Here is a 19,602-nt window from a genome sequence, read left to right as displayed (position 1 = left end):
ACCTCCCGTCCGCAGCCGCTCTTCCGGAGGGCCAGCCTATGCGGTCCACCGCCCGCCGTTCAGCGTCAGGCGGCCGTTCGTGCTCTCCCGGACCAGCTCCCGCGACAGCGAGAGCGCCGCGGTGCGCACCGCCGGTGCCAGTCGTTCCAGGTCGAGGCGGTGCGAGCCGCCGGTGATCGACACCGCCGCGATCACCCGGCGCCGGTGGTCGAAGATCGGTGCGGCCACGGCGGTCACCCCGGTCTCCGACTCCTCGCGGTTGAGCCCGTACCCGCGGTCGAGGGTTCTGGCCAGGTCGGCACGGAGCATGCCCGGGGTGATGATGGTGCGCGGGGTCAGCCGGGCCAGCCCGGCCTGCACCGCGCGGCGCAGGTGCTCGGGCGGGCCGAGGGCCAGGAAGAGCTTTCCGGTCGCGGTGCAGTGCGCGGGCAGCCGGCTGCCGACCCGGGACATGATCGGGGTGGACCGCCGACCGGACACCTTGTCCAGGAAGAGGGTGTCCGTACCGTCCTGGACGGCGAGGTGGACGTTCTCGTGGGTGGCCTCGTAGAGGTCCTCCAGGTACGGGAGGGCCGCCTCGCGCAGGCTGCGCTGGCGCGGGGCGCGCTGGCCCAGCAGGAACAGGCTCAGGCTGAGCCGGTAGCCGCCGCGGGTGCCGCGTTCGACGCCGCCCCAGGCGACCAGTTGCGCGAGCAGCCGGTGCGCGGTCGGTTTGGCCAGCCCGGTGCGGGCCGAGAGTTCGGCGAGGGTGAGCTCGGCGTCGCTCGGGCCGAAGGCGTCGAGCAGCAGAAGTCCGCGGGCCAGCACGGATTTCGGTACGACGGCACGGTGCTCGTCCATGTCAGGATCATCACCCGCGCCGGGTGAAAAGGGAACGGTCGGCGACCGGGTAGCCGTGCTCCTCCGCGTGACTGGCGACCGGGACGTCGACCAGCAGCGGCGCGTCGAGTTCGCCGACCGTCGCGGCGACACCGCGCAACTGCTCGGCGCTGTCGATCCGGACGGCATCGATGCCGAAGAACCTCGCGGCGTGGGACCAGTCCAGCCGCCCGGCGGCCCGGGACGGCACCCCCAGGTCGAGGCCGACATAGCTGCGGGCGGTGCTGGACCGGCTCTGTCCTGCGTCCAGGGTCTCCTTCAGGGTGCGGTACTCGCCGTTGTTCATGACGAAGAACGCGGCCGGGACCCGGTAGCGGGCCGCGCTCCACAGCCCCTGGACCCCGAACATGGCACACCCGTCCCCGAGCACCGCGGCCACCGGTCGCCCTGGCGCGCCGAGGCGGCTGCCGACGGCCGCGCCGATGCCCCAGCCCAGGCCGCCGCCGACGGTGTGCACATAGGACCGCGGCAGGTCCTGGCGCAGCACGGTGCGCAGCTTCAGACCGGCCGTGATCGCCTCCTCGACCACGACGGTGTCCCGGGGCAGGCCCGCGGCGAGTGCGTGCACCGCGGCCAGCGGATCGAGCGGGGCGGGTCCGTAGCGGGCCAGGGCGTCCCGGTCCAGCGCGTCGCGCCCCTCGGCGTGCGCCGCGCCGAGACGGGCGATCCGCTCCGCCGCCGCGGCCACCGGGTGCGCCCGCAACTCCCCGGCGAGCGCCGCGAGCGAGGGCGCGAGCGCCCCGGCCAGGCCCAGCCGGACCGCGAAGTTGCGGCCGATCTCCTGCGGGTCGGAGTCGAGTTGAACGACCGTCAGCCCGTCCGGGACGGCCGGCCCCGGCGAGTAGTGGTGCGGCATGAAGGCCCGGCAGCCGACAAGGAGCAACGCGTCGTGCGGGCGCAGCAGTTCGCGGATGGCCGCGTTGCGCGGCGGGAGCATGCCCGCGTACAGGGGATGGCTGCCGGGGAAGTCGACGCCGTCGTTCATCGGCTGGTGGTAGACGGTCGCCCCCAACTGTTCGGCGACCTCGACCAGTTCGGAGACCGCGCCGTCGCGCCCGACGCCGTCGCCGGCCACGATCACCGGGCGCCGGGAGCCCGCCAGCAGCGCGGTCGCTTCGCCGAGCCTGGTCGCCGGGCCCTGCGGGGCCCTCGCCGACCGCCCCGGCAGGTCGACCAGTTCCTCCTCGGCCAGCAGGTCCATCGGGATCGCCACGAAGACCGGCCCGGCCGGGGGCTGTGGCGCCAGCGCGAAGGCGCGCCGCAGCACGATCGGCAGGTCGGCGGCGTGGTGCACCTCGACGGCGGACTTGGCCACCGGTGCGGCCATGGCCACCAGGTCGCCGCTGAGCATCGGGTCCTGGACCAGGTGGCCGCGGTGCTGCTGGCCTGCGGTGACCACCATCGGGGTGCGCGAGCGCGCGGCGTTGATCAGGCCGATCAGGCCGTTGGCGAGCCCGGCCGCGATGTGCAGGCTCACGAACGCGGTCCGGCCGGTGGCCCGGGCGTAGCCGTCCGCCATCGCGACCGCCGACGCCTCCTGCAGAGCCAGCACGTACCGCAGGTCGGGTGCGTCCACCAGGGCGTCGGTGAACGGCAGTTCGGTGGTGCCGGGATTCCCGAAGATCCGGTCGACCCCCTCCTCCCGGAGGACGGCGAGCAGCGCGTCCACCGGCCTGGCGCGAACCGTGCGGGGCGGGGCGTTCACCGTGGGAGTTCCTTTGCGAGGTGGTCGGCGACCTTGGCGGCGAGCGCCATCACGGTCAGGGACGGGTTGACCGAGAGCGACGCCGGGACCAGGGAGGCGTCGCCGACGTAGAGCCCGTCGACGCCGCGCACCCGTCCGTTGCCGTCGACGGCCGAGCGGTTCGGGTCGTCGCCCATCGGCACACTGCCCTGGACGTGCGAGCTGGAGAGTCCGCTGCAGACCACCTCGCGGGCCCCGGCCGCCCGCAACGCCGCGACGGCGAAGGCGAGTCCACGGTCGAGGCGGTGGCGTTCGGCCGCGGAGAAGCGCTTGGTGAAGACCGCCTCGCCGCGCGGGTCCAGATCCACCGTGCCGGTGTTCTCGTCGGTGGCCATCACCAGCAGCCCGGCCCAACGGCGGTACGCCGCGACGGTGGCGCTGAGTTCGGCGCCCCACAGCGGGCGGGCCCCGGCGTCCACCAGGGACTGGGCGAAGGAGACCGGGTCCTGGATGGTGGTGCCCTCGATCACGAAACCGCCGTCGGAGTCGCGCTGGTGGTCCAGACTGTGCGCGGTGATCGGGTAGACCATGTGGCAGTCCTGCGCCTCGTCGAAGAGCCCGTGGACCAGGCGGGCCGGATGCAGGCCGAGCGTCCGGCCGACCAACCTGCTGGACGGGGTGTCGAGTGCGGTGAACTCCGGGCTTCTGAACAGGATCTGAGGGGTGCTCAGAGCACCTGCCGCAAGGACGACGGTGTCGGCCCCGATGGTGCCGCTGGTTCCATCGGGACGGGTGACGGCGACACCGCAGGCCCTGGCCCGGCCACCGGAGCGTTCGATGAGCACCCGGTCCACGACCGTGCCGGTCCGCAGCCGGATCTCGCCGCGTCCCAGCGCCGGGGCGATGAACGTGTTGAGCGCGGACTTCCCCGCGTTGCTGGGACAGCCGGTCAGACACGCGCCGCAGCGCGTGCAGTTGTGGTCGGTGTACGAGTCCACCGGCTCCCAGGACGCGCCGAGCGCGGCGAATCCGCGTCCGACCCGGCGGACGCTGGGGGTCCAGTCCGCGCGGGGACGGACGCCGAGCCAGGACTCGACCCGGTCGTACCAGGGTTCGAGGTCGGCCGGGGCGAAGGGGCGCCCGGACGGGCCGAGCAGTCCGGTGCGGGCATGGAACTTGGCGATGTCCTCGGGATGGGCCCGCATCGCGACCTTGGTGTTGATCACCGTCGAGCCCCCGACGCACCGGCCGGCCAGCAACGCGATCTGCCCGGCCGGATCGTCCGGGTCCCCCGCGAAGCGGGCGGGCCACCACAGCCGGTCGCGCGCCTGCAGCTCGAACCGGGTGTGCGAGTCCGCCTGGTGCAGCCCGCCGGCCTCCACCAGCAGCACGTCGTGGCCGCAGGCGCCGAGCTCGGCGGCGATCAGGCCGCCGCCGGCGCCGGAGCCGACGACGACCACCGCAGCCCTGCCCCCGTCACTGCCCTGATCGCCGAACTGGTTCGGCGGAGACGGGTCCAGGAACGCCCAGTCCTTGCGCAACCGTGCAGCGGCGGGCGGGTTGAAGCCCATGGCGGCGTGCCCGCCCGGCCCCGGGCGCCCCGGCGCCAGGTAGTCGCCGTAGTACGCCTCGACGGCCAGCGTCCGCAGCAGCTCGAACGCCCTGGTGTCGACCATGCGGTCCGGCGTCCTCACGTCGGCGACGACGCCGATCGCCGCGTGCAGCGCGTCCTCCTCCGACAGCGACATCCGCTCCAGCGCGCGCTCGATGTAGTCGACCACGCCGATTCCTGCCGACCCGGGGACCACGCGGTCGCAGAAGCGCGCGAGCACCCGTGCTTCGGTCTCGCCCAACCTCGCGGGCTGCGGCGGCGGCTGCGGCTGCGGCTGCGATTGCGACATGCCGTCGAGACTGCGCCGCGCCGGGATGGTGCACAAGAACCGCATTCCGTTCAGTGGAACGCGATCCTTGCCCCCACACCGAACCGGGCGGAACCTTCCAGCCAGCCACCCGCCCGCGCCGACAGGAGCAGTCCCATGACCCAGCCGGTCACCGTCGACGAGACCGCAGCGGACCGCTCGCACGGTGCGGGGTCGCAACGGGGGGCCTGGCGCCGCCGTCTGCTGCGCGACGAGCTCGGTGTGAGCCTGGTGCTGGTCCTCATCGTCGTGGCCGCCGGCATCGCCCACCCGGATTTCGTGCGCAAGGACAACCTGCTGTCGATCGCCCAGAGTTCGTCGTACGTCGGCCTGATGGCGGTCGGGATGGTCTTCGCCCTGGCCATGCGCGAGGTCGACCTGTCCGTCGGCGGCACGTACACCCTGTGCCTGGTCGTCGGCGCCGTGCTGATCCGGGACGGCACCGATCCGTGGCTCTCCCTGCTGGTCACCCTCCCGCTGGCGGCCCTGCTCGGCGCGTTCAACGGCCTCGTCACGACCGTCCTCAAACTCCCCTCGTTCATCGTGACGCTGGCGACGGCGATGCTCTACCGCGGCATGGCGCTGGCCCTGGCCGACGGTCGGCAGATCGGGAACCTGCCGGCGGGCAACTCGTTCTTCACCGTCCTGGGCGGCAATGTGCTCTCGGTGCCCACCTCCGTGTGGGTGCTGCTGGTCGCCCTGGTCGCCCTCACCGTGGTGCTGACCCGTACCCGGTTCGGGGCGCAGGTCCGGGCGATCGGCTCCAATCCGGACGCCGCACGGTTCAGCGGTCTGCCGATCACCCGCACCCGGATCAAGGCGCTCGCACTGACCGGTCTGATGTCCGGCGTCGCCGGAGCACTGGCGCTGGCGTTCTTCATCGCCGGGGACCCGACCGTCGGGCAGGGCTATGAACTGACCGCGATCGCCGCCTGCATCATCGGCGGAACCTCGCTGGCGGGCGGACGCGGATCGGTGGCCGGCGCGGTCTTCGGCTCGCTGATCCTGTCCGTGGTCGCGGCCGCCCTGGTGTTCTTCCAAGTCCCCATCAACTGGACCACGTTCGCCACCGGCGCGGTGATCCTGCTGGCCGTGGCCCTCGACAGCGCGCTGCGCCGCTCACGCGGAGCGGGCCTGCGGCAGGGCGCGGCAGCGGTGGCCTCCCGGCTGTTCCGCCGACCCACCTGAAACGACAGGAGAAGTGACGTGAGACGCACCGACCCGCACCTTCCAGGGCGCCGAACCCGCTGGTCCGCAGCGCTGGCCGGGACCGCCGCGGCCGCACTCGTGCTGAGCGCGTGCTCAAGCGGCGGGGGGAGCAGCAGCAGTAGTTCCTCCGGTTCCGGCGCCAAGCTGAAGATGGGCATCGCGGTCGCCAACATCAGCCTCAACTTCGCGCACGAGATGGTGCTCGGCGCCCAGTCCGCGGCCGACCACGCCACCGGCGTCGACTGGAGCACGGTCGGCCCGCCGAACACCGACGGCCCCGCCGAGCAGCAGCTCTTCCAGAGCCTGACCACCACCGCGCACGACGGTGTGGTGCTGGAGAACCTGGACCCGCCGATCTTCACCCGCCCCGCCGCGCAGGCGGTCGCCAAGGGCGTGCCGATCGTGGCGCTCGACACCTCGCCGACCCCGGGCTCCGGCGTCACCTTCTACGTCGGCAACGACAACTACCAGCTCGGCGTGACACTCGCGCAGGAGACCCTCAAGCGGCTGGGCGCCAACCCGCACGGCACGGTGGTGATCGGCGTCCCGAACCCCGGAACCCCGGTGCTGGACTCCCGGGCGAAGGGCATCAAGGACACGCTGAACGCCAAGGCGCCAGGGATCACCGTGCTCGGCCCGTTCCAGACCTACAGCGACCCGGCGCAGAACTACAGCGCCTGGCTCTCCCAGGTGCACGCGCAGCCGCACGCGCTGGCCTTCCTCGGTGTCGGCGACGCGGACTCCTACGACCTCGCCAGGATCAAGCAGCAGGAGAAGGGCACCTACCTGGTCGCCGGAATGGATGTGGACGCCAAGACACTTGAGGACGTCAAGGCGGGACTCGACTTCGTCACCATCGACCCGGAGCACTTCCTCAAGGGGTACCTCGCCACCGCCCTGCTGATCGACTCCGTGAAGCAGCACAAGAGCCTGCCCCAGGGCTGGTTCGAGACTCCCGGGCTCGTGGTCGACCAGTCCAACATCGACGCGATCATCCAGCGCGAGACCTCCCCGCAGGCGGCCTACGCCTGGTACAAGTCGCAGATCGACACACTGCTCGGCAACGTCACCGCCAATCTGAAACCGCTGGCCAATGCCCGCTGACCGGGTCGACCGGGTCGACCGGCAGACCGTGCTGACCGCGACCGGCGTCACCAAGCGCTACGACGGGGTCCGCGTCCTGGCCGACGCGGCGGTCACCCTGCGCGCCGGCGAGGTGCACGCGCTGGTCGGCGAGAACGGAGCCGGCAAGTCGACGCTGGTCAAGATCCTCTCCGGAGTGGTCCATCCGGACGCCGGACGGGTCCTGCTCGACGGCCGGGAGGCAGCCTTCGCCACGTCCCGTCAGGCCTCCGAGGCCGGTGTCGCCCTGGTCTCCCAGGAGTTGGCGATCTTCGGTGACCTCAGCGTCGCCGAGAACCTCTTCCCCCACGGCCTGCCCCGGCGCGGGGGGTTGACCAGCAACGCCGAGGCCGAACGGCGTGCCCGGCCGGTGCTGGACGAGCTCGGCCTGCGGATCCGGCTCGACGCCAGAGCCGGTGACCTGGACCTGGCCGACCGTCAACTGCTGGAGATCTGCCGGGCCCTGCTGACCGAGCCACGGGTGCTGATCCTGGACGAGCCCACCTCGGCGCTGCCGAAGGAAGCGGTCGACCGGCTGGCCGCCGTACTGCTGCGGACCGGCGGCCGGGGCATCGCGATCCTCTACATCTCGCACTACCTGGAGGAGGTGCTGCGGTTCTCCCAGCGGGTCACCGTGCTGCGCGACGGCCGGGTCACCCTGAGCGGCGCCGAGATCGCGGACGTGGACCTGACCGCGCTGGTGACCGCGATGCTGGGCGAGAGCCACGCCGCGACCGCCGCACCCAAGGCCAGCCCCGGGACCGGGGCACCCGGCGCACCGGCCGTGGTCCTGGAGTCCGTGACCATCCCGGGCCGGCTGGACGGGGTCTCGCTGACCGCGCGCCGCCGTGAGGTCGTCGGGCTCGCCGGGTTGCAGGGCGCGGGCCACCTCGCGGTGCTCGAAGTGATCAGCGGCCAGGCCCGCCCGACGTCCGGCAGCGTACGGCTGGCCGCCGGAAAGGCGCCACGCTCATTCCGGCAGGCGATAGGCCAGGGTGTCGCCTTCGTTCCCAGCGACCGCAAACGCTACGGCCTGATGCTCGACCGGCCGGTGTGGGAGAACATCACCTCGGTCAGCTGGCTCGGCCTGCACCGGGGCAGTCCGATGCTGCACCGCCGCGAACTGGTCGACCGGGCCGCGCGCAGCGCCCGCGGCCTGCGCGTCAACGGCGGCGTGCACCGCCGGACCGGCGAGTTGTCGGGCGGCAACCAGCAGAAGGTGGTGTTCGCCAAGTGGCTCGACACCGACCCCTCGATCATGCTCCTGGACGATCCGACCCGTGGCGTCGACGTCCGTGCCCGCGCCGAGATGCACGCCGTCATCCGTGCCCTGGCCGACGAGGGCAGAGCCGTCCTGATCACCTCGACGGACCTGTCCGAACTCGTCGACCTGTGCGACCGTGTGCTGGTCCTCCAGCGCGGCCGAACCGTCGACGAGCTCAGCGGCGAACGGCTGACCCAGCAGGCGCTGAGCGTGTCCATGAACGCCGGCTACGCCGGATGACTGTGCAGAGAGCAGGGATGCCCCGATGGACCGGCTCAAGGGCAAGGTGGCGCTGATCACCGGCGGCGAGAGCGGCATCGGAATGGCCACCGCCCGGCGGTTCACCGCCGAGGGCGCGCTGGTCCACCTGGTCGGCCTGGACGGGGAACGGCTGCGCCGCGCCGTGGCCGAGCTCGGCCCGGAGCAGGCGGGGTGCTCGGTCGCCGACGTCACCGACGAGGCCGCCGTCCGAGCCGCCGTGCGCGCCGCGCTCGACCAATTCGGCACCCTGGACGTGGTGTTCAGCAACGCCGGTGTCAGCGGCCCGATCGCGCCGATCACCGAGTATCCGACCGAGGCGTTCCGTCGCGTGCTCGACGTGCACGTGCTGGGCGCGTTCCTGGTGCTCAAGCACACGCTGCCGGTGCTGGCCGACGGCGGCAGCGTCATCATCAACTCCAGTGTCGTCGGCCTCACCTCGGATCCGGGAATCGCCGGCTACGCCACGGCCAAGCACGCCCAGGTCGGCCTGGCCCGGACCGCCGCCAAGGAGGCCGCCGCCCGCAGCATCCGGGTCAACACCATCCACCCCGGCCCCACCGACACCCCGTTCCAGGCCGCGATCGAAACCGCCGCGACCGGCCTGCCCCCGGCAGCGGCCGCCTCAGTGTTCGACCAGATGATCCCGCTGCGCCGGCACGCCTCCCCGGAGGAGATCGCCGCATCGGTGCTCTACCTCGCCTGCGACGACTCCCGCTTCGTCACCGGCAGCACCCTCCGCGTGGACGGCGGAATGAGCATCTGACGGCAGCGCCGCGGGTTCAGCCGAGACCGGCCGTGAACTTCCCGAGCCGGGTGAGCCCTTCGCGGAGGTCGTCCGTCGACGCCGCGTACGAGAGGCGGACGTGCGTCTCCGCCGTGTGCTCGCCGAAGTCCCTGCCCGGGGTGAGGGCGACGTGTGCCTCCTGAAGGGCGCGTTCGCAGAACTCCCAGGAGCTGAGCCCGGTGCCGCTCCCCGACTACCGCCTCACCTCCACCCTCGTCATGAAGGACGTCGTCAACGACCGCCCACTCCCCGGGTAGTTCGGACCTCCCACATATATTGACGGAGCATCAGGTGTGCGGGACTCTGGATTTATATCGGGAACCCGATATAAATCGCTCGACCCGGGGATGCCGCCCATGGCCCGCAGTCAGCAGCAGCGCAAGTCAGAGACCAGGGCGCGGCTGATCGACGCCGCCGCCGAGCTCTTCGCCCGCAAGGGGTTCCACGCTGTCTCGGCCGAGGCGGTGGCCGACGCGGCGGGGCGGACGACCGGCGCGCTCTACAGCCACTTCGGCGGCAAGGAAGGGCTGCTGCTGGCCCTGCTGGAGGTCTGGAAGGAGCGCACCGCCGAGGAGTTGTCAATGCGGCTGGCCGGACGGGCCGACCCCGCGGAACACTTCGGCGCGATGTGGGGCAGCATCGTCCGGCCCGTGGCCGACCGCGGGGACGCCTGGCTGCTCCTGGAGCTGGAGCTCTGGCTGAACGGCGCCCGCGGCGGGCCGGGCGGCGACGACCTCGCCCAGCGCTACGCCGCGACCCGCGCCCAGCTCGGCGAGGGACTGGCCGACTGGGCGCGGACGGTCGGCCGCCCGCTGCCGTACCCGCCCGCAGAGACCGGGGCCCTGGTTCTGGGCGTGCTGCTGGGCTGCGCCCTGCAGCACCGGCTCGACCCCGCGAGCGTTCCCGACGAGATCGTCGTCGGCGCCCTGCGCACCCTGCTCCGGCTCGACGACCCACCCGACCCGAGGGGAGAGACGCAATCGCCATGACCGCCACCACCGGCATCAACCTGCTCGAAGACACCTGGGCCCGCGAGATACCGCACGACCAGTTCGCCCGACTCCGTCGCGAGGACCCGGTGCACTGGCACGAAATCCCCGGCCACCAGGGCTTCTTCGCGGTCACGCGGCACGAGGACATCATCGCCGCGAGCCGCAGTCCGGAGCTCTGGTCCGTCGAGACGGGCTCGTTCTTCATCCGCGACCAGACGCCGGAGGCGCTGGAGAGCCTGGCGCTGACCCTGGTCGGCATGGATCCGCCCAGGCACACCCGGATGCGGCAACTGGTGAGCACCGCCTTCGCACCGCGGATGATCCGCAAACTCACCCGGGACATCGAGCGGCGGGCTGCCCTGCTCGCCGATTCCGTCGCCGCAAAGGGCGGACGGGTCGAGTTCGTCGAGGAGATCGCGGCCCGTCTGCCGCTGCAGATCATCTGCGAGATGGTCGGCGTCCAAGCCGCCGACGAGGACCGCATCTTCGCCTGGAGCAACCGCATGGTCGGCTTCCAGGACCCGGACTTCCGCACCAGCGAGGAGGACGGCCAGAACGCGGCAGTAGAGATCTACGCCTACTGCGACGCCCTGGCCGCCGACCGCCTCAAGGAACCGCGCGACGACATCATCAGCGCGCTGGTGCACGCGGAGGTGGACGGGGAGCGGATGACCACGCACGAGATCGACATGTTCTTCGTGACGCTGTGCGTCGCGGGCAACGAGACCACCCGCAACCTGCTCGCCGGCACCCTGCTCAGCCTGATCCACCACCCCGCCGCCCGCGCCGAACTCGTCGCCGGCATCGACGACGACGCCCTGTGGACCACCGCCACCGAGGAGTTCCTCCGCTGGAACGGCTCGATCCACAACTTCCGGCGCACCGCCACCCGCGACACCGATATCCGCGGAGTACCGGTCAAAGCCGGACAGAAGGCCGTCCTCTACTACACCTCGGCCAACCGCGACGAGGAGGTCTTCAACGCTCCCGACGTCTTCGACATCCGCCGCACCCCCAACGAGCACCTCACCTTCGGCGGCGGCGGACCGCACTACTGCCTGGGAGCGGGCCTCGCCCGCGCCCAGATCAAGTCACTCACCCGGGAGTTGCTGCGCCGTCATCCGCACGTCGAGCTGACGGGGGAGCCCCGCCGGATGCGCTCCGACTTCATCAACGGCATCAAGTACCTTCCTGTTCAGTTCAGTTGACACCACATCACCTCTCGTCACTGGTCGGTTCCCCCGAACGGGACAGCCTGCGAGGCGGAGGTGTGCCAGTCGGTGACGATCGGCTGGTCGACGACGATCGTGCCGACCTTCAGGGAGACCGGGTTCGGGTCGCTGTTGCCGATGCTGAGGATGATCTCGCTCAGCTGCTTGCCGGCGTTGCCCTTGGTGGTCTTGGGCTTCACACCGGCATAGGCGGTGACCCCCGCGCGCAGCGTGATCGGGTCACCCGCGACCTGCTCCGCGTTCTTCGCCTGCGTACCGTCCGAGCCGAAGGCCACGGTCGGCAGGCCTCCCGGCAGAACGCAGGTGATACCGGGCTTCGCCTTGGCGATGACCAGGATGTAGCCGCCGGCCTGCGTCTCCGTCCTGGTGCTCCAGGAGATGTCGTTGGCGCCGCAGCCCTGCCCGTAGCCGGTCTTGTCGCCGGCACCGCTGCTGCTCGTCGTCGAGCCCCCGCCCCCGCTCGTCGCGGACCCGCCGCCCGAGGAGGTCGAGGAGGACGAGGAGGACGAAGACGAGGGCGACGACGTAGACGGCGAAGAACTGCTGCCGCCGGCCGAGCCCTTGGGGTCCGCGCTGCCGGCCTTGGCAGACGACCCCCCGCCCTGTGCGACCGGATTGCCGGTCCCCTGACATGCCGTCATGAACAGACCCGCGCTGAGCGCGGCGCTGACCAGGACAGTGATACGCAGATGACGATTCATCCGATTTCCTTTTTTCGACTGTTCGTTGGTGGTGTCCAGCAGGGGTGGCCTTCATCGCGTCGGCCTCGCGGCACGGCACGCTTCGTTGCGGATGAAGGCGAGGAACTCGCCGACGGTGCAGCCCGACAGCTGCCGCTCGACCAGAGCGGAGTGCCGTCGCGCCAGTTCCGGGTCGCCGCAGTAGGTGAAGCCCGCGATCACCGGGCCGCCGCGCCTGCGGATGACGATCCCGTCCGGACGGATCTCGCTGTGCGGCCGAAGCCCGAGCAGTACGCCCAGGACCTCGCGGGCCAGCAGGGCGACCTTGCGGGGCGCCCCGCCGGGGGCGGTCTGCCACCGGACCTCGAAGTGCTCGTGAGCCGGAGCGGCCGGGTCGGGCTGTCCCATGACGGCGGTTCTGCGCGTACCGGGCACGTTGGGCCCATCCTCTCTCGTCCCACGAGCGGTGCTTCGGCCCGGGCTGGGCGGGTGCTACCAGGTCAGGGCGGTGCTGGGGCTGGTCTCCCAGTAGGTCACCCGGAGCGACTCGTCGGCGTAGACGCCCTTGCGCAGATGCACGGTGGCGCTCGACCCGGTGAACGCCAGGGCGCGGTTCTGGAACCACACGCGGAAGGACTTCACCGTCTCGCCGTGCCCCCCGCTGCCGTCGGCGCTGGACAGCAGCACCCCCGCGTAGCCCGACTGCCCCGGCTTGAGCGTGACGACCGCCTGCGGCCGCGACTCGCCGACCACCGGCGGCACCGCCTGCGCCCCCGGGACCTGAACCGCCGGGTAGCCGTACAGGTAGCAGACCTTCCGCCCGGTGTTCCGCACCGTCAGCAGCAGGTGGTTGATCGGGCGCGAGACCTGCTGCGCCGTGACCTTGGTGTTGGCGCCGGTGCACGCGACGCTGCCGCGCGAGGTCGCGGCCCTGGGCAGCGCCTGCGCGCTCTGGGCCACGCCCGCACCGAGCGTGAGGGCCGTGGCGGCGGCGGTCACGGCGAGCAGCCCCGCACGACGGCGGGTAAGGGCAAGAGACATGACTGACTCCCTGTCCGGGTGGGTGATGAGATCCGTACCGCCGCTCTCCGGGGCGGCACGGCTTCGATGACCTGAGCTTGTGCCACCACCTGTCCCAGCCGCTACGGCCACCGGACCATCAGGGACACTGGAACGGTCAAACCGGCCTTGACCTGCTGGAACATACTGTCCCTGGAACGCTCAGGCGGGACGGGAAAGCAGTCTGTGCCATATGCATGACAAGTAAGTGACCATGAAATCAGCCCGCCGTCGTGCGGGGCTCGCTCACTGGCCGCTGGTGTCCGGGGACCACGTCGGGCTGCCGAGGTGCCAGATGTAGCGCGCCGCGTTCCGGGTCCCGACCGTGCGGAAGGGCCGGCCGTGGAAGTCGATGCGGTACGTGCCCTGCTGGGTGCCGCTGCTCCAGACCAGGTCCAGGTACCAGCTGACGTCGTGGGTGGAGACGGCCGCGTCGATGTCGATCACCTGCGGGTCCGTGGAGGAGACCTGGTAGGGGAAGGAAGTGGCGAGGATCTTGGTGCCGTCGGCCTGAGCACCGCTGACCGGCGTGGCCTGCGGCGCCGCGGAGTCGAGGTTGATGCCGTAGTACGCGGGCTGGAGGCCGCCACCACAGCCGTCCCCGGTGTTGTAGACGGTCCAGGACGTGGGCGCTGCAGCTCTGTTGACGACGTGCACCTTGAGGGAGTGCAGCACCACGGCCTGGTCGGTGGTGCCCTGGACGGTCAGTTCGAAGCGCAGGTGCCCGGCGCGCACGGCGCCGACGGCGGTGGCCCAGGTCTGCGGCGCCTCGTTCTGGGCGGGGACCCGCAGGGAGCCGGGCGGCTGCTTGGCCAGGTAGTACCAGTCGCAGGGATTGTTCCAGTTGTCGTCGAGGACGTTCACCGCGAAGGGCAGACCGCCCGAGGACGCCTGGGAAGTCGCGGCCGCGGCGCTCGTGACGGAGGCCGACGCGGAGGCCGACGCAGACGCGGACGCGGACGCCGGCTTCGAGGGGGAAGCGGTCCGACTACCGGCGGCACTGGGTGAGGCGGACGCGGTGGCCTTGGCGGACGCGGACGCGGACGCGGAAGTGTCCGCGACGAGCGGGGTGGGGTTTCCGGTCCGCAGCATCATCGGGACCGTGGCCCCGGCGATGCCGATCACCGCGAGCACGGCCGAGGCGAGCACCACTCCGTTACGTCGCACCGGCCACCTGCGCGCGCCCGCCCCGGGCAGCTTGGGCGACCGGTCATCCGCCTGGCTCAGCTCCACGGTCAGCGGGTATTCCGTCGCCGGGGGCCCAGGTGCGCGGGGCTCGGGTTCGGCGCCGCTGTCCTTGCTCTGGGAGCGTTCCGCGTCGGCCAGGATCCAGCGCCGATGCAGTTCGACGAGTTCCTCGGAGGTGGCTCCGCAGGCCCGGGCCAGGCGCTCGACGGGTGCGTAGTCCTGCGGCACCGAACTGCCGCTGCAGTACCGGTGCAGCGTGGAGGTGCTCACATGGAGCCGGGCGCCGAGCGTCCCGTAGCTACGGCCCGATCGGTCCTTCAGCTCACGCAGCAGCGCTGCGAACTCCTCCACTCGCGTGGCCACTGGCACTCCCTGACATCCCCGAGCCGACGTACACGGTCGCGCTCATGGCAGGCGCTCCCGTGGCACGGGACGCCGGAACACACGGATCCAGTTCCAGGCGAGCCGGTCATTTCGCTTCCAGATCCAGCAGGACCTTCGACGCCCGGGTGCGGTCACCGGCCAGATCGAACGCCTCGACCGCCCGACTCAGCGGGAAGGTGTGGCTGATGACCGGGCCGACGTCCAGGCCCGAGGCCAGGAGTGAGAGCGCGTCGTCGAACTCCCGGTCGAAGCGGAACGCGCCGCGCATGGTGATCTCCCGGGTGACCACCAGATTGCCCATGAAGCCGGTCTCGCCCGGCGGGAGCAGTCCGAGCAGGACGACGGTGCCACCGCGGCGCACCCGCTGCAGGCAGGTGCCGAGGCCGGCCCCGGAACCGGATGCCTCGACGGCGACATCGAAGTCGTCCGGCCAGGCCTGACCTGCGACCGAGTCGGGCTGATCCGCCAGGACGGTGGCCGTGGCCCCGACCTGCCTGGCCACGGCCAGCGGAGCGTCCAGCAGATCGCTGACGATCACCTCGGCCGCGCCCGCGTGGCGCAGGGCGGCGACCACCAGGGAGCCGATCGGCCCGGCGCCGGTGACCAGCACCCGTCGGCCTGCCACCTCCCCTGCGCGGCGCACGGCGTGCAGGGCGACGGCCAGCGGCTCAGCGAGTACGGCCCGGCGCAGGTCGAGACCGGGAGGCAGGGCCCGTACCTGATCGGCGGGGACGACCAGCCGCTGGGCGAAACCGCCCTGGACGTGGGGCATCCGTGCGGCGCTGCCCAGATAGCGCGCCTGCCCGCAGACGTTCCGCTCGCCGCGCACGCACTCCGGGCAGGCGCCGCACGGGGTGGCGGGATGGATCGCCACCGGGGCACCGACAGCCGGGCCCGCCACACCGGGGCCGAGCGCGCTGATCCGGCCGACCACCTCGTGTCCGAGCACCAACGGCTCGCGCACCTGGAAGTCACCCACCGAGCCGCGATGGTAGTAGTGCAGGTCGGAGCCGCAGATGCCGCCCAAGGCGGCAGCCACGACAACCTGCCCGGGACCGGGAAGACCGGGGTCCCACTCCTCGACCCGGAGATCACCCGCCTTGTGGACGACGCACGCACGCATCCGGACTCCTTCGCCGATCTCACACCTCACAGGACGGACAGCATTCCGCCGTCGACGTACAGCACCTGTCCGTTGACGAAGTCGGACGCGGGCGCCGACAGGAAGATCAGCGCGCCGACCAGATCGGAGACCCTGCCCCAGCGGCCGGCGGGCGTGCGCCTGCGCACCCACGCGCTGAACTCCTCGTCCGCGACCAGCGCCTCGGTCAGCTCGGTCTCGAAGTAGCCCGGACCGAGGCCGTTGACCTGGATGCCCGAGGGTCCGAGGTCCGCGCACATGCCTTGGGTGAGCAGCTTCAGCCCGCCCTTGGTGGCGGCGTAGGGGGCGATGCCGGGTCGTACCGTCTCGCTCTGCACGGAGCAGATGTTGATGATCTTTCCGTGGCCGCGCGGAACCATCCGCCGGGCGACCTCCCGGCCCATGAAGAAGGCGCTGGTGAGGTTGGTGCCGATCAGCCGGTGCCAGTCGTCGTCGGTGAAGTCGGTCAGCGGTGCGCGGTGCTGCGTCCCGGTGTTGTTGACCAGGATGTCGATCGGACCGGCCTCGTCCTCGATCGCGGCGACGCCCGCGGCCACGGCTGCGGAGTCGGTCACGTCGAAGGCCCGCGCGAGCACCCTGCCGGCGAAGCGCTCGGCGCTCGCCTCCAGTTCCTCGCGGGTCCGGTCGAGGGCGGTGGTGTCGCGGCCGTTGAGGACGACCGTGCAGCCGGCCTCCAGCAGTCCCTGGGCCAGTGCCCGGCCGATGCCCCGGCTGGAGCCGGTGACCAGCGCGATGCGTCCGGCGATGTCGAACAGCGGGCTGCCGCTCACGCCGGTACCGCCGTGGTGCCGGGCAGCGGGGTGCGGGCCGGTCGGCCGCTGAGGACGTCCAGGACGTTGTCCACCGCGAGGTCCACCATCGCGGCGCGGGTGGTCTCGGTGGCCGAGCCGATGTGCGGCAGCGCGAACAGGCCCGGCCGACCGGTCAGATCGGCGACGTCCGCGCCGCGCGGCTCGCGTTCGTAGACGTCCAGGCCGGCCGAGTGGATGGTGCCGTCGTCGAGTGCGCGCAGCAGCGCGGCCTCGTCCACCACCCCGCCCCGGGAGGTGTTGACCAGCGTCGCGGTCGGCTTCATGGCCCGTAGTTCGGCCGCGCCGATCAGGTGGCGGGTGGCGTCGGTGAGCGGGACGTGCAGCGAGACGACGTCGGACTGGGCGAGCAGCTGCGGCAGGGCCACGGCGGTGGACAGTTCGCCGCCGGGCGGCCCGGACGGGTCGTGGTGCAGCACCCGCATGCCGAATCCGGCGGCCCGCCGGGCCACGGCCCGGCCGATCTGCCCGTAGCCCACCAGGCCGAGGGTGGCGCCGTGCACGTCCAGACCGAGGTAGTCCTCCATCCGGAACAGGTCCCATGCCCCGGCGTGCAGCGAGTCGCGCGCTGCTCCGATCCGGCGGCGGGCAGCCAGGATCAGAGTGAACGTCAGATCGGCGGTGGTCTCGGCCAGTACCCCGGGGGTGTGGGTGACCACGACGCCGCGCTCGGCGGCGGCCTGCTGGTCCACGCCGTCGAACCCCATGCTGGCCAGGCTGACCACCCTCAGTGCGGGACCGGCCGCGTCCAGCAGTTCGGCGTCGATCCGGTCGTTGCCCAGGGCGAGGATGGCGCTCGCGCCGCCCGCACGTGCCGCGAATCCGGCCAGTTCGGCCGGTTCGGGCCGGCCCTGGCCCGGTCGGCAGACGACCTCGGCGCCGGACGCCAGGCGGGTCAGTCCACCGCCCGGGAGCCGCCCGCGAGTAATCAGCACACGCTTCGTCATCCACCGCTCCCGTAATGCCTTATGGCTTTTTGGCTCTGGTGGCGTGAACGCTATCCGGCGCCCGGTCCGGTCGACCAATAGGCGTTCGGTGTGGCGTCATCGGCCGCCGGAATTCTTTCCGAAATCGAGGATCAGCCCGTGGAAAATATCGTGTACGGCGTGGGCGGGTTCGGAGAGCGGCTGGTGGTCGGAGGTGCAGAGGGAGAGCTTGACTTCGATCGCGGGGTTGACGATCCGCCGCACCACCAGTTTCCGCACGTCGAGGATGGCCTGGGCCGCCGACCACGGCAGCACGGTGGCCCCCAGGTCGGCGCTGACGGCGCTCACCAGCGTCAGCACCGACTCGATCTCGCCGACCACCCTCGGTTCCAGCGAGGCCTGCCGGAAGGCGGCGTCGACGACCTGACGGATGGTGTGGATGCGGCTCGGCAGCAGCAGTCCCACCCCGGCCAGTTCCTCGATGGACACCTCGCCGCCGCTGGAGTCCGGAGCGGCTCCCGGTGCGGCGACCAGGTACAGGTCCTCGGTGCGCATGGGCTCGAACTGGACGCCGCGGATCGGGCCCGCGTCGTAGATGAACGCCATGTCCATCCGGCCGGTCATGATCGCCTCGCTGATCACACCGCCGAAGTTCTCGTTGATGTGCAGCAGGATGTCGGGGTAGCGCTCGCGCACGGCCCGCAGCAGCGGCAGGGCCAGAGCGGCGCCGGTGCTGTACGGGGCGAGGCCGACCGAGACGCTCCCGGCGGGCGCCCGTCCGGACACGTCGACGGCCGCCTGGGCGTGTTCGAGCTGACGCAGGATCAGCTGGGCGTGCCGGTAGAGGGCTCGCCCGGCCTCGGTCGGCGCCACTCCGCGCTTGCTCCGGATCAGCAGCTGCTGCTTGAACTGGCTCTCCAGCAGCGAGACCTGCTGGCTCAGCGCGGGCTGCGCGATATGCAGGATGTCGGCGGCGCGCGTGATGCTGCCGGCGTCGACGATCTTCACGAACGAGTACAGACGCCTGGTGTCCATCGGCGACCTCCAGCCTGGCCGGAGGCTCATCCTACGGGTCGGGCGCGGCGCCGGGTCATATCCGGGTCCTATCACGTCACACGCAACAGGTATTTGATGTGCCGGTCCCCCGGCATTAGGTTCGCCGAAACGCGGAATACCTGCCCGCCGAGGAAATCGTAACACCCGCGTTAAGCGTGTTACGGACTGTTTTCCGAATTCGGATCGAATCTCTTGAGCGGAGGACGACATGACACACAGGGTCGATCTCGTGGCCGACCTCGGCGAGGGGTTCGGTGCGTACACCATGGGCGACGACGAGGCGCTGCTGGATGTGCTCACCTCGGCCAACATCGCCTGCGGCTTCCACGCGGGCGACCCGCGGATCATGGACGCCACGGTGCGGCACTGCGTCGAGCGCGGTGTCGCCGTCGGCGCGCACCCCAGCTTTCCCGACCTCGTCGGATTCGGCCGCCGGGCGATGGACCTGTCCCCGGACGAGGTCCGTACCGATGTGCTCTACCAGGTCGGCGCGCTGCAGGCGTTCGCCGCCGCGCACGGCACCCGGGTCCGGCACGTGGCGCCGCACGGCCGCCTCGGCAACCTGGTCGCGACCAGGCGGGACTACGCACACGCGGTGGTCGACGCGATCGCCTCCCTCGACCGGTCGCTGATCGTCCTGGCCCAGGACGGCGAGCTCGCCGACGCCGCCCGCGCCGGTGGACTGCGGCTCGGCATCGTGGGCATCGCCGATCGGGCCTACCGCGACGACGGCACGCTGGTGCCGAGGGGCGAAGCCGGCGCGGTCATCCAGGACGAGCGGGAGATCGCCGAGCGGACCGTCCGCATGGTGACCGAAGGGGTGATCCGCAGCGCCGGCGGCCGTGACATCCCGGTCGTCTGCGACACCGTCCTGCTGCACGGCGACACCCCCGGCGCCGTCCCGCTCGCGCACCGCATCCGCAAGGAACTGCTGGCGGCGGACGTCGAGATCGCCCCGCTGAGCGAGGTGCTGGACGGAAGGGGTGCCTGAC

General features: G+C 71.7%; 18 protein-coding genes. 7 read left to right on the top strand and 11 right to left on the bottom strand.

Annotation, left to right across the window (positions count from 1 at the left end; all coding sequences use genetic code 11):
* Positions 1–36: 36 nt before the first annotated feature.
* From ABH941_RS00690 to ABH941_RS00680, 3 genes are read right to left on the bottom strand one after another with little or no spacing between them, the layout of a single operon-like run.
* Positions 37–840 carry an IclR family transcriptional regulator gene (locus tag ABH941_RS00690; RefSeq protein ID WP_370126521.1) on the bottom strand — a complete coding sequence of 268 codons (804 nt, stop codon included), beginning with the start codon at positions 838–840 and terminating at the stop codon, positions 37–39.
* Between the two features lie 10 nt (positions 841–850).
* The gene (locus ABH941_RS00685) at positions 851–2,584 is read right to left on the bottom strand and encodes a thiamine pyrophosphate-binding protein (protein ID WP_370126520.1); all 1,734 of its coding nucleotides are present in this window, start codon (positions 2,582–2,584) and stop codon (positions 851–853) included.
* Entirely contained in the window at positions 2,581–4,464 is a 1,884-nt protein-coding gene (locus tag ABH941_RS00680; RefSeq protein WP_370126519.1) for a GMC family oxidoreductase N-terminal domain-containing protein, read from the bottom strand. The genes ABH941_RS00685 and ABH941_RS00680 overlap by 4 nt, the downstream gene beginning before the upstream one ends.
* A 135-nt stretch (positions 4,465–4,599) precedes the next feature.
* Here ABH941_RS00680 and ABH941_RS00675 point away from each other — a divergent pair, with 135 nt between their 5' ends.
* The 6 genes from ABH941_RS00675 (at position 4,600) to ABH941_RS00650 (ending at position 11,322) form a co-directional block, all read left to right on the top strand.
* Positions 4,600–5,670: an ABC transporter permease gene (locus ABH941_RS00675; protein ID WP_370126518.1), complete on the top strand. Its 1,071-nt coding sequence runs from the start codon at positions 4,600–4,602 to the stop codon at positions 5,668–5,670.
* Between the two features lie 18 nt (positions 5,671–5,688).
* On the top strand, positions 5,689–6,795 hold the full coding sequence (locus ABH941_RS00670; protein ID WP_370126517.1) for a sugar ABC transporter substrate-binding protein: 1,107 nt from the start codon (positions 5,689–5,691) through the stop codon (positions 6,793–6,795).
* The gene (locus ABH941_RS00665) at positions 6,785–8,317 is read left to right on the top strand and encodes a sugar ABC transporter ATP-binding protein (RefSeq protein ID WP_370126516.1); all 1,533 of its coding nucleotides are present in this window, start codon (positions 6,785–6,787) and stop codon (positions 8,315–8,317) included. Before ABH941_RS00670 ends, ABH941_RS00665 begins: the two co-directional genes overlap by 11 nt.
* 25 nt (positions 8,318–8,342) lie before the next feature.
* The gene (locus ABH941_RS00660) at positions 8,343–9,101 is read left to right on the top strand and encodes an SDR family NAD(P)-dependent oxidoreductase (protein ID WP_370126515.1); all 759 of its coding nucleotides are present in this window, start codon (positions 8,343–8,345) and stop codon (positions 9,099–9,101) included.
* A gap of 377 nt (positions 9,102–9,478) precedes the next feature.
* A complete protein-coding gene (locus tag ABH941_RS00655; RefSeq protein WP_370126514.1) occupies positions 9,479–10,111 on the top strand; it encodes a TetR/AcrR family transcriptional regulator in 633 nt (210 codons plus the stop codon).
* Positions 10,108–11,322 carry a cytochrome P450 gene (locus tag ABH941_RS00650; RefSeq protein WP_370126513.1) on the top strand — a complete coding sequence of 405 codons (1,215 nt, stop codon included), beginning with the start codon at positions 10,108–10,110 and terminating at the stop codon, positions 11,320–11,322. The genes ABH941_RS00655 and ABH941_RS00650 overlap by 4 nt, the downstream gene beginning before the upstream one ends.
* A 17-nt stretch (positions 11,323–11,339) precedes the next feature.
* On the opposite strand, the gene ABH941_RS00645 is transcribed toward ABH941_RS00650, so the two are convergent.
* From ABH941_RS00645 to nac, 8 genes are all read right to left on the bottom strand, one after another.
* Entirely contained in the window at positions 11,340–12,047 is a 708-nt protein-coding gene (locus ABH941_RS00645) for a DUF4232 domain-containing protein (protein ID WP_370126512.1), read from the bottom strand.
* Between the two features lie 51 nt (positions 12,048–12,098).
* Positions 12,099–12,434, bottom strand: a complete 336-nt coding sequence (locus ABH941_RS00640; RefSeq protein WP_370126511.1) for a hypothetical protein — start codon at positions 12,432–12,434, stop codon at positions 12,099–12,101.
* Between the two features lie 84 nt (positions 12,435–12,518).
* Positions 12,519–13,067: a DUF4232 domain-containing protein gene (locus ABH941_RS00635; RefSeq protein ID WP_370126510.1), complete on the bottom strand. Its 549-nt coding sequence runs from the start codon at positions 13,065–13,067 to the stop codon at positions 12,519–12,521.
* Between the two features lie 264 nt (positions 13,068–13,331).
* On the bottom strand, positions 13,332–14,636 hold the full coding sequence (locus ABH941_RS00630) for a helix-turn-helix domain-containing protein (protein WP_370126509.1): 1,305 nt from the start codon (positions 14,634–14,636) through the stop codon (positions 13,332–13,334).
* Positions 14,637–14,742: 106 nt separating this feature from the next.
* Positions 14,743–15,780 (bottom strand): L-idonate 5-dehydrogenase, encoded by a 1,038-nt coding sequence (locus ABH941_RS00625; protein WP_370126508.1) that lies wholly within the window; start codon positions 15,778–15,780, stop codon positions 14,743–14,745.
* 26 nt (positions 15,781–15,806) lie between these two features.
* Complete coding sequence (locus ABH941_RS00620) at positions 15,807–16,589, bottom strand: SDR family oxidoreductase (protein ID WP_370126507.1); 783 nt, start codon at positions 16,587–16,589, stop codon at positions 15,807–15,809.
* Positions 16,586–17,575 (bottom strand): 2-hydroxyacid dehydrogenase, encoded by a 990-nt coding sequence (locus ABH941_RS00615; protein ID WP_370126506.1) that lies wholly within the window; start codon positions 17,573–17,575, stop codon positions 16,586–16,588. The genes ABH941_RS00620 and ABH941_RS00615 overlap by 4 nt, the downstream gene beginning before the upstream one ends.
* Before the next feature lie 96 nt (positions 17,576–17,671).
* Positions 17,672–18,589 carry a nitrogen assimilation transcriptional regulator NAC gene (gene nac / locus ABH941_RS00610; RefSeq protein ID WP_370126505.1) on the bottom strand — a complete coding sequence of 306 codons (918 nt, stop codon included), beginning with the start codon at positions 18,587–18,589 and terminating at the stop codon, positions 17,672–17,674.
* 229 nt (positions 18,590–18,818) lie between these two features.
* On the opposite strand from nac, the gene ABH941_RS00605 reads away from it, so the two are divergent.
* A complete protein-coding gene (locus ABH941_RS00605; protein WP_370126504.1) occupies positions 18,819–19,601 on the top strand; it encodes a LamB/YcsF family protein in 783 nt (260 codons plus the stop codon).
* Position 19,602: the final 1 nt, after the last annotated feature.

Source organism: Streptacidiphilus sp. EB103A, from assembly GCF_041261405.1.
Lineage (GTDB): Bacteria > Actinomycetota > Actinomycetes > Streptomycetales > Streptomycetaceae > Streptacidiphilus.
The sequence above is the reverse complement of the archived record's forward strand: the minus strand, read 5'-3'. Positions and strand labels throughout refer to the sequence as shown.

Bases quoted from the DNA above. Each gene is read 5' to 3' on its own strand.
- ABH941_RS00635 (WP_370126510.1), bottom strand. From the start codon at position 13,067: ATGTCTCTTGCCCTTACCCGCCGTCGTGCGGGGCTGCTCGCCGTGACC.
- nac (WP_370126505.1), bottom strand. From the start codon at position 18,589: ATGGACACCAGGCGTCTGTACTCGTTCGTGAAGATCGTCGACGCCGGC.
- ABH941_RS00650 (WP_370126513.1), top strand. From the start codon at position 10,108: ATGACCGCCACCACCGGCATCAACCTGCTCGAAGACACCTGGGCCCGC.
- ABH941_RS00655 (WP_370126514.1), top strand. From the start codon at position 9,479: ATGGCCCGCAGTCAGCAGCAGCGCAAGTCAGAGACCAGGGCGCGGCTG.
- ABH941_RS00690 (WP_370126521.1), bottom strand. From the start codon at position 840: ATGGACGAGCACCGTGCCGTCGTACCGAAATCCGTGCTGGCCCGCGGA.
- ABH941_RS00645 (WP_370126512.1), bottom strand. From the start codon at position 12,047: ATGAATCGTCATCTGCGTATCACTGTCCTGGTCAGCGCCGCGCTCAGC.
- ABH941_RS00660 (WP_370126515.1), top strand. From the start codon at position 8,343: ATGGACCGGCTCAAGGGCAAGGTGGCGCTGATCACCGGCGGCGAGAGC.
- ABH941_RS00640 (WP_370126511.1), bottom strand. From the start codon at position 12,434: ATGGGACAGCCCGACCCGGCCGCTCCGGCTCACGAGCACTTCGAGGTC.
- ABH941_RS00605 (WP_370126504.1), top strand. From the start codon at position 18,819: ATGACACACAGGGTCGATCTCGTGGCCGACCTCGGCGAGGGGTTCGGT.
- ABH941_RS00680 (WP_370126519.1), bottom strand. From the start codon at position 4,464: ATGTCGCAATCGCAGCCGCAGCCGCAGCCGCCGCCGCAGCCCGCGAGG.
- ABH941_RS00625 (WP_370126508.1), bottom strand. From the start codon at position 15,780: ATGCGTGCGTGCGTCGTCCACAAGGCGGGTGATCTCCGGGTCGAGGAG.
- ABH941_RS00675 (WP_370126518.1), top strand. From the start codon at position 4,600: ATGACCCAGCCGGTCACCGTCGACGAGACCGCAGCGGACCGCTCGCAC.
- ABH941_RS00615 (WP_370126506.1), bottom strand. From the start codon at position 17,575: ATGACGAAGCGTGTGCTGATTACTCGCGGGCGGCTCCCGGGCGGTGGA.
- ABH941_RS00665 (WP_370126516.1), top strand. From the start codon at position 6,785: ATGCCCGCTGACCGGGTCGACCGGGTCGACCGGCAGACCGTGCTGACC.